General features: G+C 72.2%; 11 protein-coding genes. 10 read left to right on the top strand and 1 reads right to left on the bottom strand.

From position 1 onward, the window contains the following. The first annotated feature begins 17 nt into the window (after positions 1 to 17). The 5 genes from murD (at position 18) to murB (ending at position 6,143) form a co-directional block, all read left to right on the top strand. Positions 18 to 1,427, top strand: a complete 1,410-nt coding sequence (gene murD / locus DJ017_RS16805; RefSeq protein ID WP_111529798.1) for a UDP-N-acetylmuramoyl-L-alanine--D-glutamate ligase — start codon at positions 18 to 20, stop codon at positions 1,425 to 1,427. Further along, the gene (gene ftsW, locus DJ017_RS16800) at positions 1,424 to 2,623 is read left to right on the top strand and encodes a putative lipid II flippase FtsW (RefSeq protein WP_111529797.1); all 1,200 of its coding nucleotides are present in this window, start codon (positions 1,424 to 1,426) and stop codon (positions 2,621 to 2,623) included. The genes murD and ftsW overlap by 4 nt, the downstream gene beginning before the upstream one ends. Positions 2,624 to 2,634: 11 nt before the next feature. Beyond that, positions 2,635 to 3,732 (top strand): undecaprenyldiphospho-muramoylpentapeptide beta-N-acetylglucosaminyltransferase, encoded by a 1,098-nt coding sequence (gene murG, locus DJ017_RS16795; RefSeq protein WP_111529796.1) that lies wholly within the window; start codon positions 2,635 to 2,637, stop codon positions 3,730 to 3,732. 81 nt (positions 3,733 to 3,813) lie between these two features. Next, entirely contained in the window at positions 3,814 to 5,238 is a 1,425-nt protein-coding gene (gene murC / locus DJ017_RS16790; RefSeq protein ID WP_111529795.1) for a UDP-N-acetylmuramate--L-alanine ligase, read from the top strand. Beyond that, a complete protein-coding gene (gene murB / locus DJ017_RS16785; protein WP_111529794.1) occupies positions 5,235 to 6,143 on the top strand; it encodes a UDP-N-acetylmuramate dehydrogenase in 909 nt (302 codons plus the stop codon). Before murC ends, murB begins: the two co-directional genes overlap by 4 nt. Here the strand turns inward: murB and DJ017_RS16780 are convergent. Further along, a complete protein-coding gene (locus DJ017_RS16780) occupies positions 6,140 to 7,819 on the bottom strand; it encodes a sensor domain-containing diguanylate cyclase (protein WP_165830665.1) in 1,680 nt (559 codons plus the stop codon). The two genes, murB and DJ017_RS16780, sit on opposite strands and share 4 nt — an antisense overlap. A gap of 182 nt (positions 7,820 to 8,001) precedes the next feature. On the opposite strand from DJ017_RS16780, the gene DJ017_RS16775 reads away from it, so the two are divergent. Genes DJ017_RS16775 through DJ017_RS16755 form a run of 5 tightly spaced genes read left to right on the top strand, consistent with a single transcriptional unit; the run spans position 8,002 to position 13,823 of the window. Next, a complete protein-coding gene (locus tag DJ017_RS16775) occupies positions 8,002 to 9,423 on the top strand; it encodes a M20/M25/M40 family metallo-hydrolase (protein ID WP_111529792.1) in 1,422 nt (473 codons plus the stop codon). Further along, positions 9,420 to 10,397, top strand: a complete 978-nt coding sequence (locus DJ017_RS16770; RefSeq protein ID WP_111529791.1) for a D-alanine--D-alanine ligase — start codon at positions 9,420 to 9,422, stop codon at positions 10,395 to 10,397. The genes DJ017_RS16775 and DJ017_RS16770 overlap by 4 nt, the downstream gene beginning before the upstream one ends. Beyond that, positions 10,333 to 11,247: a cell division protein FtsQ/DivIB gene (locus tag DJ017_RS16765; RefSeq protein WP_111529790.1), complete on the top strand. Its 915-nt coding sequence runs from the start codon at positions 10,333 to 10,335 to the stop codon at positions 11,245 to 11,247. Before DJ017_RS16770 ends, DJ017_RS16765 begins: the two co-directional genes overlap by 65 nt. Positions 11,248 to 11,268: 21 nt before the next feature. Continuing rightward, entirely contained in the window at positions 11,269 to 12,606 is a 1,338-nt protein-coding gene (gene ftsA / locus DJ017_RS16760; RefSeq protein WP_165830664.1) for a cell division protein FtsA, read from the top strand. Further along, positions 12,585 to 13,823 carry a BaiN/RdsA family NAD(P)/FAD-dependent oxidoreductase gene (locus DJ017_RS16755; protein WP_377284588.1) on the top strand — a complete coding sequence of 413 codons (1,239 nt, stop codon included), beginning with the start codon at positions 12,585 to 12,587 and terminating at the stop codon, positions 13,821 to 13,823. Before ftsA ends, DJ017_RS16755 begins: the two co-directional genes overlap by 22 nt. Positions 13,824 to 13,951 lie beyond the last annotated feature (128 nt).

Here is a 13,951-nt window from a genome sequence, read left to right as displayed (position 1 = left end):
GAGGCCAAGCGCACGCCATGATCCCGGTCCGCGGCTTCGAAGGCAGGACGGTCGCCGTGTTCGGCCTGGCCCGTACGGGCCTTGCCGCCGCGCGCGCCCTGATCGCCGGCGGCGCGGAGGTGGCGCTGTGGGACGAGAAGCCCGCCGCGGTCGAGGCCGCCCGCGCCGAGGGCCTGCCGGTCGTCGACCTCAAGTCCGCCGACTGGTCGCGGTTCGCCGCGGTCATGCTGTCGCCCGGCGTGCCCCTGACCCATCCGGCTCCGCACTGGACGGTGGAGAAGGCCCGCGCAGCCGGCGTCGAGATCCTCGGCGACGTCGAGCTCTTCGCCCGTACGGTCAATGCCGCGCCGGAGCACAAGCGCCCGAAGATCGTCGCCATCACCGGCACCAACGGCAAGTCGACCACAACCGCCCTGATCGGCCACATCTGCGCCCAGGCAGGCCGCGACGTGCGCATCGGCGGCAACATCGGCTTCGGGGTGCTGGGCCTCGAGGACATGCACGGCGGGGCGGTCTACGTCCTCGAGCTCTCCTCCTACCAGCTCGACCTGACCTCCAGCCTGCACCCGGACGTCGCCGTCCTGCTCAACATCTCCCCCGACCACCTCGAGCGGCACGGGACGATGGAGAACTACGTCGCCGCCAAGCGGCGCATCCTCGCCAACCAGGGCAAGGGCGACACCGCGGTGATCGGCGTCGACGATCCGTGGGGCCAGCAGATCTGCACCGAGATCACCGCCGCCAACCGCCGGACCATCGTGCCGATCTCGGCCTCCAAGGCCATGAGCCGCGGCGTCTACGCCCTCGACGGCCTGCTCTACGACGCCGGCGGCGAGCGCACCGCCGAGGTGGCCGACCTGAAGCGCGCCCGCTCGCTGCCCGGCCGCCACAACTGGCAGAACGCGGCCGCCGCCTACGCCGCGGCCAAGGGCCTCGGCATCGACGCCGCCGAGGCCGCCGAGCACCTGATGACCTTCCCGGGCCTGGCCCATCGGATGGAGACCGTCGGCCGCCTCGGCAAGGTCAGCTTCGTCAACGACAGCAAGGCCACCAACGCCGACGCCGCCCGGCAGGCGATGTCGAGCTATCCCAAGTTCTACTGGATCGCCGGCGGCCAGCCGAAGACCGGCGGCATCGACAGCCTCGGCGATCTCTTCGGCCGCATCGAGAAGGCCTACCTCATCGGCGAGGCCGCACCGGCCTTCGCCGAGACGCTGAAGGGCAAGGCCGCCGCCGTCGTCAGCCAGACCATGGACCAGGCGGTGAACCAGGCCTACGCCGACGCGGCGGCCGCGGGCCAGGAAGCCATCGTGCTGCTGTCGCCGGCCTGCGCCTCCTTCGACCAGTTCGCCGACTTCGAGGCGCGCGGCGAGGCCTTCCGCGCCGCCGTCCAGCGCCTCGCGAACACGCAAAGGGGCGCGGCGTGACCTCAGCCACGCAGCCCGGCTCCCACCATACGTCCCAGGCCCACGCCTTCCCGCGCTCCGACCGCTCGCCGATCGGGGTCTGGTGGTGGACCGTCGACCGCTGGATGCTCGGGGTCATCGCCGTCCTGATCGCCATCGGCGTGACCCTGGCCTTCGCCGCCAGCCCGGCGGCCGCGGCCCGGATGAACGTCGGCGACCCGTTCCACTTCGCCGTCCGCCAGTGCGTCTTCGCCGCCGGCGCCGTGGCGATCCTGATCTCGGTCTCCATGCTGGAGGTCCAGGGGGTTCGCCGCGCGGCCTTCTTCATCTGGCTGGCCGCCATCGCCGTGATGATCGCCCTGCCGTTCCTCGGCCATAACGCCAAGGGCGCGACCCGCTGGCTGGAGTTCGGCGGCTTCTCCCTGCAGCCCTCCGAGTTCATGAAGCCGGCCCTCGTGATCCTGGTCGCCTGGATGTTCGCCGAGGGCCAGAAGGGGGCCGGCGTGCCCGGCGTCTCCATCGCCTTCGGCCTCTACGCCGTCTCCGTGGCCCTCTTGCTGATCCAGCCCGACGTCGGCCAGACGGTGCTGATCACCGTCGCCTTCGGCGCGGCCTTCTGGATGGCGGGGGTGCCGCTCTCCTGGGTCATGCTGCTGGGCGGGGTGGCCATCGCCGGCCTGTCCTCCACCTATTTCCTGCTGCCCCACGTCCATGCGCGGGTGGAGAAGTTCATCTCCCCCGACAGCTCCGACACCCACCAGGTCGACGCCGCCGCCATGGCCCAGGCGGCCGGGCGCCTGTTCGGCCGCGGCCCGGGCGAGGGGATCATGAAGCGCCACGTGCCGGACCTGCACACCGACTTCATCTATTCGGTCGGCGCCGAGGAGTTCGGCCTCGTCTTCTCGCTGGTGTTGATCGCGCTCTTCGCCTTCGTGGTGGTGCGCGGGCTCTACCGGGCCATGAAGCTGTCGGATCCCTTCGAGCAGGTCGCCGCCGCAGGCCTCTTCGTGCTGGTCGGCCAGCAGGCCTTCATCAACATCGCGGTCAACCTCAACATGATCCCGACCAAGGGGATGACCCTGCCGTTCATCTCCTACGGCGGCTCCTCCATGCTGGCCATGGGGCTGACCCTCGGCATGGCCCTGGCGCTGACCCGGCGTCGCCCCGGCGCCTACACCCCGAGCGAAGGCCTCGCCAAGGCCGGCGCGTTCGCTTAAAGGCCCGCCGCATGCGTAAGGTCGCCGTCGTCGCCGCCGGAGGGACCGGGGGCCACCTGTTCCCCGCCCAGGCCCTCGCCGAGGCCCTGATCGCCCGCGGCTGGACCATCGTGCTGGCCTCGGACGAGCGGGTGGCCGGCTTCGCCACCGACTTCCCGGCCGAGCGCCGCATCGGCCTGTCCGCCGCCACCTACAAGCCGGGCGATCCGGTCGGCATGCTGCGGGCCGGCATCGCCGTGCTGCGCGGCGCCATGCAAGCCCGCGCCCTCTATCGCGAGATCGGCCCCCACGTCGTGGTCGGCTTCGGCGGCTATCCGTCGGCCCCGGCGCTCGTCGGCGCGATCCTCGACAAGCGCCCGACCGTCATCCACGAGCAGAACGCGGTCATGGGCCGGGCCAACCGGATGCTGGCGCCGCACGTCACCCGGGTCGCCTGCGCCTTCCCGACCCTCTTGAAGGCGCCGGCCAAGGTCGCCGGCAGCGCCGTGGTGGTCGGCAATCCCGTTCGCCCGCCGATCCGCGCCCTGGCGGACCTGCCCTACGCGCCGCCCAGCCCCGAGGGGCCGATCCGCCTGCTGGTCACCGGCGGCAGCCAGGGCGCGCGCCTGCTCTCCGAACTGGTCCCAGAGGCCGTCGCCAAGCTTCCCGACGACCTCAAGCGGCGCCTGGTGGTCCAGCAGCAGACCCGCGCAGAATCCATGGAGACGGCGCGGCGGATCTACCGCAACGCCGTGGTCGAGGCCGAGATCGCTCCCTTCTTCCGCGACATGGCCGGCCGCCTGGCCGCCGCCCACCTGGTGATCGGCCGCTCGGGCGCGGGCTCGGTCTGCGAGTTCGCCGTCGCCGGCAAGCCCTCGATCCTGGTGCCGCTCGCCATCGCCATCGACGACGACCAGGGCCAGAACGCCAAGCTGCTCGCCGATGTTGGCGGCGCCGAGGTGGCCCGCGAGCACCAACTCACCGTCGACAGCCTGGCCGGCGCGCTCGAGAAGCTGCTGACCAATCCCGGCCGCCTGGCCCGCATGGCCGCCGCCGCCCGCTCAGTGGCGATCCCCGACGCCGCCGAACGCCTGGCCGACCTCGTCGAGCGGACCGCCGCCGGGCGCTGAGCCCGCACGCGGCGCGGCTCAAGGCCGCGTTCCGGCGTGTTTCGAGTTTTTCGGGCTCACAAACCGCGCTAGCACCAAGCCATGACGCGACGTCCTGTCCCCTTCGAGATCGGCCCGGTGCACTTCATCGGCATCGGCGGCATCGGCATGAGCGGCATCGCCGAGATCATGCTGCGCATCGGCTACACGGTGCAGGGCTCCGACGCCAAGGCCAGCGCCAACACCGAGAGGCTCGAGAAGCTGGGCGCGAAGATCTTCATCGGCCACGACGCGGCCCACGTGGAGGGCGCCTCGGCGATCGTCTATTCGACGGCGGTCAAGGTCGACAATCCGGAGATGGTCGAGGCGCGCGCAAGGCGCCTGCCGCTGGTCCGCCGCGCCGAGATGCTGGCCGAGCTGATGAGGTTGCAGTTCTCGGTGGCCGTGGGCGGCACCCATGGCAAGACCACCACCACCTCGATGATCGCCTGCCTGCTGGACGCCGGCGGCCTCGATCCCACGGTGGTCAACGGCGGCATCATCAACGCCTACGGCACCAATGCGAAGGTCGGGACCGGCGACTGGATCGTCGTCGAGGCCGACGAGAGCGACGGCTCGTTCCTCAAGCTGCGCTCGACCGTCGCCGTGGTCACCAACATCGACCCCGAGCACCTCGACCACTACGGCGACTTCGAAGCGGTCAAGAAGGCGTTCCGCGACTACGTGGAGAACATCCCCTTCTATGGCTTCGCCGCGGTCTGCACCGACCATCCCGAGGTCCAGGCCATGGCCGCGCGCGTCGAGAACCGCCGGCTGGTCACCTACGGCGTCAATCCGCAGGCCGAGGTCCGTGCTGAGGCGATCACCATGGGCGCCGACGGGGCCCGCTTCGACGCGGTGATCGCGCCGCGCGAGGACGGGGTGCAGCGGATCGAGGGCCTGCACCTGCCGATGGCCGGCCACCACAACGTGCTCAACGCCCTGGCGGCGATCGCGGTCGCCCGCGAGCTCGGCGTCTCGGCCGAGGACATCAAGAAGGGCCTCGCCGGCTTCGGCGGGGTGAAGCGCCGTTTCACGACCACCGGCGTGGCGAACGGCATCCGCGTCATCGACGACTACGGCCACCATCCGGTGGAGATCGGCTCGGTGCTCAAGGCCGCCCGCGCGGTCGTGGGGTCCGGGCGCGTCATCGCCGTCGTCCAGCCGCACCGCTACTCGCGCCTGAAGGACCTGTTCGACGAGTTCTGCCACTGCTTCAACGACGCCGACGTGGTGATCGTCGCCGACGTCTATGCGGCCGGCGAGGCGCCGATCGAAGGCGTCGGCCGGGACGCCCTGGTCGAGGGCCTGCGCCGCTACGGCCACCGCCGGGCCATCGCCTTGCCGAGCCCGGCCGACCTGCCGGCCCTGGTGCGCGAGGAGGCCAAGGCGGGCGACCTCGTGGTCCTGCTCGGCGCCGGCGACATCACCAACTGGGCCTACGCCCTGCCGGAGCAGCTCCAGGCCCTGGGCCAGGCGGCCGAATGAGCGACTGGAAGGACCGCCTGCCGCCGGTGCGCGGCAAGATCCTGAAGGACGAGCCGCTCGGCCCCTTCACCTGGTTCCGCGTCGGCGGCGCGGCGGAGGTGCTGTTCCTGCCGGCCGACGCCGACGATCTCGCGGCCTTCCTCAAGGCCCTGCCGCCCGAGGTTCCGCTGACCGTCCTGGGCGTCGGCTCCAATGTCATCGTCCGCGACGGCGGGGTGCCGGGCGTCACCATCCGCCTGGCCGGCCGGGCCTTCGCCGCCATCCGCGCGGACGGGATGCGCCTGACGGCCGGCGCGGCGGCGCTCGACGCCATGCTGGCCCGCGAGGCGGCCAAGGCGGGCATCGCGGGGCTGGAGTTCTATGCCGGAATCCCCGGCTCGATCGGCGGGGCGCTGACCATGAACGCCGGCTGCTACGGCCGCGAGACCAAGGACGTGCTGGTGTCGGCCTGGGGCGTCGACCGGGCGGGCGAGCGGCGCGACCTGACCCTGGCCGACTTCGGCTACACCTACCGCCACTCCGCGGCGCCGGCCGACATCATCTGGGTCGAAGCCGTCTATGAGGGCACGCCGGACGCGCCTGCCGCCATCGAGGCGCGGATGGCCGAGATCACCGCCCGGCGCGAGGCCTCCCAGCCGATCCGCGAGAAGACCGGCGGCTCCACCTTCAAGAACCCGCCCGGCCACTCCTCCTGGAAGCTGGTCGACGAGGCCGGCTGGCGCGGCAAGCTGTTCGGCGGGGCGATGTTCTCGCCGCTGCACTCCAACTTCCTGATCAACACCGGCGAGGCGACCGCCGCCGACCTCGAGGGTCTCGGCGAAACCGTCCGCGCCGACGTGAAGCAGAAGTTCGGCGTCGAGCTGGAATGGGAGATCAAGCGCGTGGGCAAGCCGGCGGGAACCTAGGCCGCCGCGCTCTTCCCCGGCTTGAAGATCTCGATGCGGTCGCGGCCGTCGGCCTTGGCCTTGTAGAGCGCCTGGTCCGCGGCGGTGATCAGCGGCTCGGCCGCCGTCAGCCCGTCCTCCATCTGGGCGATGCCCACCGAGACGGTGATGTTGGGCAGGAGCTGCTTGCGGAAGGCGAAGGCCTTCAGCTTGATGTCGGTGCAGAGCTGCGCCAGGCGGGCGTGCGCCTCGTCGGCGTCGCATTCGGCCAGCACCAGCAGGAACTCCTCGCCGCCGTAGCGGCAGGCGATGTCGCCCGCCCGCAGGGAGCGGTTGAGGAAGGCGCCCACCTCCTTCAGCACGAGGTCGCCCGCGCCATGGCCGTAGGTGTCGTTGAAGGCCTTGAAGTGGTCGACGTCGATCATGGCCACGGTCAGGTCGGTGCGGTCGCGCCGCGCCCGGCGGATCTCGCGCGGCAGGGTCTCGGCCAGGTAGCGGCGGTTGAAGACGCCGGTGAGCGGGTCGCGCAGGGCCTGCTCGGACAGCGACTCCCGCAGCTTCAGGTTCGACAGCGACAGCTTGATCACGTCGCCGAAGGTGGCCATCAGCCGATGGGTGTCCTCGTCGATCTCGCGGTCCGGCGGCACGGAGAGATGCAGGAGGCCGATGGTCTCGCCCTGCACGTTGAGCGGCAGGCAGAGGTAGCCCCCCTCCGGCGGGTCCGGGAAGTGGCGGCACTGGGCCGGGGTCTCGGCGCTCGCCACCTCGTAGACCTGGCCGGTGCGCAGCGCCCAGCAGTCGTCCACGTGGAAGCTGTCGGACACGGTCGGATCCTTGCCCCAGCGCGACACGGTCTCCAGGTCCTGGGTGTCGGGGGAGAGCAGGGCGAGCGCGCCCGACAGGCCGGGGAACAGCCGGGCCGCGGCCGTCTCGATGATCGGATAGGCCTCGTCGCGCCGCTGGCAGGCCTGCAGGAAGTCGCTGAGCTTGGCGATCGAGGACATGTCGCGCTGGTGGCGGCGCAGGGCCTCCAGGTTCTCGGCCATCTGGGCCGTGGCCCGCTGCAGGTCGGCGTTGAGCACGGTCTGGTCGATGCGCAGCCGGATGGAGTCCTGGATCCAGCGATTGTTGCCGCGGCCGACCAGGATCAGCACGATCGTGAACACCACGATCATCAGCCCCATCTCGTCGAACATGAAGCCGCCGCGCGCCATCAGGGCGAGCACGGTCGGTCCGACGGCCGGGGCCATGAAGGCGTAGAAGGAGGGCAGGTAGGCCGAGTCCTTGAGCGCCGATCCGGCGGTCATGCCGCCCAGCACGAACACGACGAAGACGTAGTAGATCGGCTCGGTGGTGACGAAGAACACCGTCCCGAGCGCGCCCCACAGCATGCCGGTGGCTGCCGCGCCCAGCGTCGCGGCAAGGGCCCAGCGGCCCATGGCCTCCGGCCCCGGCTTCGCCTGCCGGAAGCGCCGCCACAGCCATAGCCTCGCCGGCACCACCGCCATGAACAGGGCGAGCCACAGGAGCAGGGCCTCGGCCGGGAACAGCGTCCAGAGCAGCGACACCGCCACGGCCGCGTTGACCAGGTTGAGCAGCAGCACGATGGGCGAGCCGTAGACCAGGCGCACCTCTTCGGCGCGCACCGCAAGCTCGGTGGCGCGTCGCTGGGCGGATCTGGGCCTCAGGCGGCTCAAGGGAACGCGGGACCTTCGGGACGACGGCCTCCCTGATGCGCCCTGCCGACCGGGCCGTCCTTGAGCTAGCTCAAGCTTGCGCCCCGCCGGGCTGCTGACAGGGCCGGGCTGCTGACAGGGTTGTGTCAGGAACGGCCACGCCGCCCGCTTGACGGGAATCTCCGGGGAGCGCACCGCGGGACATGCGCAAACTCAAGCTCCCCCTCGTCGTCGCCGCCGCGCTCGCCGCCGCGCCGGCGCTCGCCGCCCCGGCCGCGGCCCCCGCCGCTCAGCAGGACCTCGCCGCCGGCGCCCAGCGCGTCGCCGCCCAGGCGCTCGCCGATCGCACCGCCTGGACCGTGCTCGACAGCCTCACCACCGAGGTCGGACCCCGGCCGGTCGGCACGCCGGCCATGGCCCGCGCCCGCGACTGGGGCGTCGCCACGCTCAAGGCCCTCGGCTTCGAGAACGTCCATGTGGAGACCTTCACGACGCCGGCCTGGACCCGGGGCGCCGAGAGCGCCGAGGTGGTCGGGCCCTGGCCGCAGAAGCTGCACGTCCTCGGGCTCGGCCGCTCGCCGGCCACGCCGCCCGGCGGGATCACCGCCGAGATCGCGCTGTTCCGCTCCTACCAGGCCTTCCTCGACCAGCCGCCCGGATCGCTGACCGGCAAGATCGCCGTGGTCACCCAGGAGATGCGCAAGACCCAGAGCGGCGAGGGCTATGGCGCGATCAACGCCCAGCGCACCCTCGGCCCGGCCGAGGCCGCCAAGCGCGGCGCCGTGGCCTACCTGCTGCGTTCGCTGTCCACCGACGACAACCGCGAGCCGCACGCCGGCTCGGCCATGGCCGGCGTGCCCGCCGCGGCCCTGTCGCCCGTCGACGCCGACCAGCTCGAGCGCATGGCCGCGCGCGGCAAGCCGGTGACCGTCCACCTGGAGCTTTCCTCCGCCTTCGACCCGAAGGCCGAGGCCTACAACGTCGTCGGCGAGATCCGCGGCCGCGAGGCGCCCGACGAGGTGCTGGTCGTCGGCGGCCACCTCGACAGCTGGGATCCGGGCACGGGCGCCATCGACGACGCCTCGGGCGTCGCCATCATGACCGCCGCCGCCAGGCTGGCCGCCCAGCCGGCCAGGCCCCGCCGCACGATCCGTGTCGTCATGTGGGGCTCGGAGGAGCAGGGCGGCTCGGGCTCGGCCTACGCTGCCGCCCACAAGGCAGAGGCGCCGCAGATCGTCGTCGCCGGCGAGAGCGACCTCGGCGCCGGCCAGATCTACGCCCTGACTCTCCCCAAGGGCTCGGCCGCGAGCCCGGCGATGACCGCCTTCCGCTCGGTGCTTCCCGCCCTGAAGGTGATCCACGATCCGCAGGCGCCGCGCTTCGGCGGCTCGGACATCGAGGGGCTGATGGGCCTCGGCGTGCCGTTCGTCGACTTCAACCAGGACGCCACCCGCTACTTCGACCTGCACCACTCGGCCGACGACACGCTCGACAAGGTGAAGCCCGACGAGCTCGCCCAGAACGTGGCGGTCTGGGCCGCCTTCCTCTACACGGTCGCCAACAGCGACATCGACTTCCGCAAGCTTGCCCCAGTGACGCTTACCCAGGAGGCTCCCAAGCCGTGAGCGGCCCTCTTTCCGGACATCACGTGGCCGTCCTCCTCGGCGGCCTCTCCTCCGAGCGCGAGGTCAGCCTCGTCTCCGGCCGCGAGTGCGCCAACGCCCTGGAGCGCCTCGGCGCCAGGGTCTCCCGCGTCGACGCCGGCCGCGATCTCGCCCAGGTGCTCAGCGAGCTGAAGCCCGACGTCTGCTTCAACGCCCTGCACGGCGCCTGGGGCGAGGACGGCTGCGTCCAGGGGGTGCTCGAGACGCTCGGCCTGCCCTACACCCACTGCGGGGTGCTGGCCTCGGCCCTGGCCATGGACAAGGCCAAGTCCAAGGCGGTGCTCGCCGCGGCCGGCGTCGCCGTGCCCGGCGGCGGACTGTTCAACCGCTTCGAGGCGGCGCGCCGCCACGTCATCGAGCCGCCCTACGTCATCAAGCCCAACGCCGAGGGATCGTCGGTCGGGGTGTTCATCGTCGAGAAGGGCGCCAACGCCCCGCCGCAGGCGATCGCCGCGCCGGACTGGACCTATGGCGAGGAGGTCATGGTCGAGCCCTACGTGGCCGGCAAGGAGCTCGCCGTGGGCGTCATGGACGGCAAGGCCATGACCGTCACCGAGATCGTCCCCAGGAAAGGTTTCTACGACTACGAAGCCAAGTACGCCGAGGGCGGGTCCGAACACGTGGTTCCGGCCGACCTTCCGAAGCATGCCTTTGAAAAGGCTATGAAACTCTCCGAGATGGCGCACGCCGCCCTTGGTTGTCGGGGCGTTACCCGGTCCGACCTCCGTTATGACGACGTTAACGACATTCTGGTCCTTCTGGAGGTGAACACCCAGCCCGGCATGACGCCCACCTCGCTCGTCCCCGAGCAGGCGGCTCAGCAGGGCGTGGATTTCGATCGTCTGGTGCTTTGGATCACGGAGGACGCGTATGCCCGCGGCGGTGCGGGGAGGCTCGCAAGTACAGGCGAAACCTCGGGCAAAGGCGCCCCCTAAGTCGGCCACGCGTCCCCGGTCGAAACCGCCGGGCGCGCCGCCGGCGAGGGCGCGCGGCGCCCAGGAGCCGGCCGGCGGTCCACCTCCCAAGCTGATCCTCGCCGCGGCCGCGGGTCTGCTGACCCTCGCCCTGGTCGTCGTGCTGGCCACCGGCCACCGCGGCGAGAAGATCGCCAGCGCCATCCAGACCGGCGTCGACGGCAAGTTCGGACAGGCCGGCTTCCGCCTGCGCGCCGTCCAGGTCCAGGGCGCCTCGGCCATGGCCATGCCCGACATCGTCAAGGCGGCCGGCGTCTACAAGGACGAGCCGCTGCTCGGCCTCGACCTCGCCGCCCTGCGCCAGCGGGTCGAGACCGTCGGCTGGGTGCGCGAGGCCCGCGTCGTGCGCCTGCTGCCCGACACCCTGGTCATCTCGGTGGTCCAGCGCCGCCAACTCGCCGTCTGGCAGCACGACGGCAAGTCCGCCGTCATCGACGAGCACGGCCTGACCATTCCGGAGGCCGACCCCGCCCGCTTCGCCGCCCTGCCGCTGGTGGTGGGCGTCGGCGCCGCCGAGGCCGCCCCCAAGATCCTGCCGCTCATCGCCCAGCGCCCCAAGCTGGTCGGCCGCATGGATGCGCTGGTGCGCGTCGACGACCGCCGCTGGGACCTGCGCATGAAGGACGGCTCGCTGATCCAGCTCCCCGCCGTCGGCGAGGAAGAGGCCCTGATGCAGCTCGAGCAGCTCGACCAGCGCTCGCGCATCCTCGACCTGGGCTTCGAGCGGATCGACCTCAGGAACCCCGACGTTGTGGCTGTCCGGCCGCGCGAGCCCGCCCCGCCCGGGCGGCTGCCCGCCGCCGGCGTCTGATCAGGACATGTGACGAAGAGAATGCTGAAGCTGGCGACCAAACCCGAGGCGAAGAAGGACGCTCGTGAAGGGCTGAAGGCCGCCCTGGTGCGACCGCCCGTGGTCGCCGCCGTCGATCTCGGCGCCGCGAAGGTCACCTGCTTCATCATGAAGCCGGATGGCGTGCGCCGCGGCGACCGCACCCTCACCACCGCCGGCGTCGGCTATGTCCAGTCGCGCGGCGTGAAGGGCGGCGCCATCGTCAACCTCGACGAGGCCTCGGACGCCATTGCCCAGGCCGTGGAGCGGGCCGAGACCGTCGCGGGGCTCTCGGTCCAGGGCGTCACCGTCGCCACCGGCGGCGGCCAGCTGTCCTCCCACCGCGTCGCCGGCCGCGTCTCCATCGGCGCGCGGCCGATCGGCGACAACGACCTCGTGCGCGCCATCCAGCACGCCCTGGCCCAGATCAAGCTGCCCGGCCGCCGGGCGGTCCACATCCTGCCGGTCGGCTGGTCGGTGGACGGGCAGGGCGGGGTGAAGGACCCGCGCGCCATGTTCGGCCGCATCCTCGGCGTCGAGCTGCTCGTGGTCTCGATCGCCGAGAGCATCTTCCACACCCTCGGCGCCTGCGTCGAGCGCGCCCACCTCCAGCTCGAGGGCGTCGTCGCCGCCCCCTTCGTCTCGGCCCTGGCCGCGCTCGAAGAGGACGAGATGGACCTCGGCAGCGTCTGCATCGACATGGGCGGCGGCTCGACCTCGGCGGCGGTGTTCAACCAGGGCAGCCTCGTGCACGTCGAGACGGTGCCGGTCGGCGGTCATCACGTGACCCAGGACATCGCCCGGGGCCTCTCCACCTCCATCGCCGGCGCCGAGCGCATCAAGACCCTGCACGGCTCGGCCATCGCGTCGGCCAACGAAGACCGTGAGATGATCGAGGCGCCGCCGCGCGGCGACGATCCCGGCGCCGGCCCGGTGGTCGCGCCGCGCTCGCTCCTGAAGGGCATCATCGCCCCGCGGGTCGAGGAGACCCTGGAGCTGCTCCGCGACCGGCTGAAGGCGTCCGGCGCTCCGATCGAGCCGGGGGCGGGCTTGGTCCTGACCGGCGGCGCGAGCCAGCTCGCCGGGGTCCGGGAAGTCGCCGTGCGGGTCTTCGACCGGCCCGTGCGCCTGGGCCGTCCGCGCCGGGTGCCGCACCTGGCCGACGCCGCCTCGGGCCCGGCCTTCACCGCCGCCGCCGGCGTCCTGCACCGCGCCGCCTTCGGCCCCCGCGAGGCGGTCTCGTCCAAGGCCCTGACCTCGGCCAAGCTCAAGCGCGAGCCGCTCGACCCGCGCGCCAACCCGGTCGCCAAGGCCGCAGCCTGGCTGCGCGAGAACCTCTGACCGCCGTCACCGCGGCGGTCATCGGCGGTGGCCCGGCGGGGCTGATGGCCGCCGAGACCCTCGCCGCCGCCGGCCTGCGCGTCTCGGTCTTCGAGCGCATGCCGAGCGTCGGGCGCAAGCTGCTGATCGCCGGCCGCGGCGGCCTCAACCTCACCCATTCCGAGCCGCTGGAACGCTTCCTCGCCCGCTACGGCGCGGCCGCGGAGCGCCTGCGCCCGATCATCGAAGCCTATCCGCCCCAGACCCTGGTCGCCTGGGCCGAAGCCCTCGGCCAGCCCACCTTCGTCGGCACCAGCGGCCGCATCTTCCCCAAGGCGATGAAGGCCTCGCCCCTGCTGCGCGCCTGGCTGGCCCGGCTCGCAGCCCTCGGCGTCACCATCCACACCCGCGCCGAGTGGACCGGCTGGGACGAGGCCGGCGCCATCACCTTCGCCGACGGTCAGGTCCAGCGGTTCGACGCCGTCGTCCTGGCGCTGGGCGGCGCGAGCTGGCCGCGCCTCGGGTCCACCGGAGCCTGGGCCGAGATCCTCGCGCGGCGCGGGCTCGCGCTCGCCCCCTTCCGGCCGGCCAACTGCGGCTTCGAGGTGCGCTGGAGCGAGCCCTTCCGCACCCGCTTCGCCGGCGCGCCGCTGAAGCCCCTGGCGCTCAGCTTCGAGGGCCGGGCCCTCCGGGGCGAGGCGATGGTCGCCGCCTACGGCCTGGAAGGCGGGGCGATCTACGCCCTATCCGCGCCCTTGCGGGACGCCATCGAACGCGACGGCCGCGCGGTGCTCCACCTCGACCTTCGCCCCGATCTCACGGAGGCGCGCCTGCGCGAGCGCCTCGCCCCGCCCCGCGGCGGTCAGTCCATGGCCAACTTCCTGCGCAAGGCCGCCGGGCTCTCGCCGGTCGCCATCGGCCTGGTGCGCGAGGCGAACGGCGGCGAGCTGCCTTCCGACCTCGCCGCCGCGATCAAGGACGTCCGCGTCACCCTGACCGCGCCGCGCGGCCTGGACCGCGCCATCTCCTCGGCGGGGGGCCTCGCCTGGTCCGAGGTGGATGAGACCCTGATGCTGAGGCCCTTGCCCGGCGTCTTCGTGGCCGGCGAGATGCTTGACTGGGAAGCCCCCACGGGCGGCTACCTCCTGCAGGGCGCCTTCGCCACCGGCCGCGCCGCCGCCGAAGGCGTGTTGACGTGGCTCGGTCTCCCGCCCGCGCCGCCGCCTCGGGAAAGGTGAAGCTCCAGCGTTCGCAGACCGCGAATCGGCCAAGTGGTTCTTTGCTGGGAAAATTTTGCCGTTAAGCTTCGGACAGACCGTCGCAGGGGAAGCTGGCGATTCGCGCTTCTCCTTGTCCCACAAGCGTT

This window comes from Phenylobacterium soli, from assembly GCF_003254475.1.
In the GTDB taxonomy this organism is placed as follows: Bacteria; Pseudomonadota; Alphaproteobacteria; order Caulobacterales; family Caulobacteraceae; genus Phenylobacterium; species Phenylobacterium soli.
Note: the sequence above shows the minus strand (reverse complement) of the source record. Positions and strands in the feature narration are given on the sequence as shown.

Excerpts from the sequence above, each read along its gene's own strand:
- murG (WP_111529796.1), top strand. The coding sequence starts at position 2,635 with ATGCGTAAGGTCGCCGTCGTCGCCGCCGGAGGGACCGGGGGCCACCTG.
- DJ017_RS16765 (WP_111529790.1), top strand. The coding sequence starts at position 10,333 with ATGCCCGCGGCGGTGCGGGGAGGCTCGCAAGTACAGGCGAAACCTCGG.
- murD (WP_111529798.1), top strand. The coding sequence starts at position 18 with ATGATCCCGGTCCGCGGCTTCGAAGGCAGGACGGTCGCCGTGTTCGGC.
- ftsA (WP_165830664.1), top strand. The coding sequence starts at position 11,269 with ATGCTGAAGCTGGCGACCAAACCCGAGGCGAAGAAGGACGCTCGTGAA.
- DJ017_RS16775 (WP_111529792.1), top strand. The coding sequence starts at position 8,002 with ATGCGCAAACTCAAGCTCCCCCTCGTCGTCGCCGCCGCGCTCGCCGCC.
- murC (WP_111529795.1), top strand. The coding sequence starts at position 3,814 with ATGACGCGACGTCCTGTCCCCTTCGAGATCGGCCCGGTGCACTTCATC.
- murB (WP_111529794.1), top strand. The coding sequence starts at position 5,235 with ATGAGCGACTGGAAGGACCGCCTGCCGCCGGTGCGCGGCAAGATCCTG.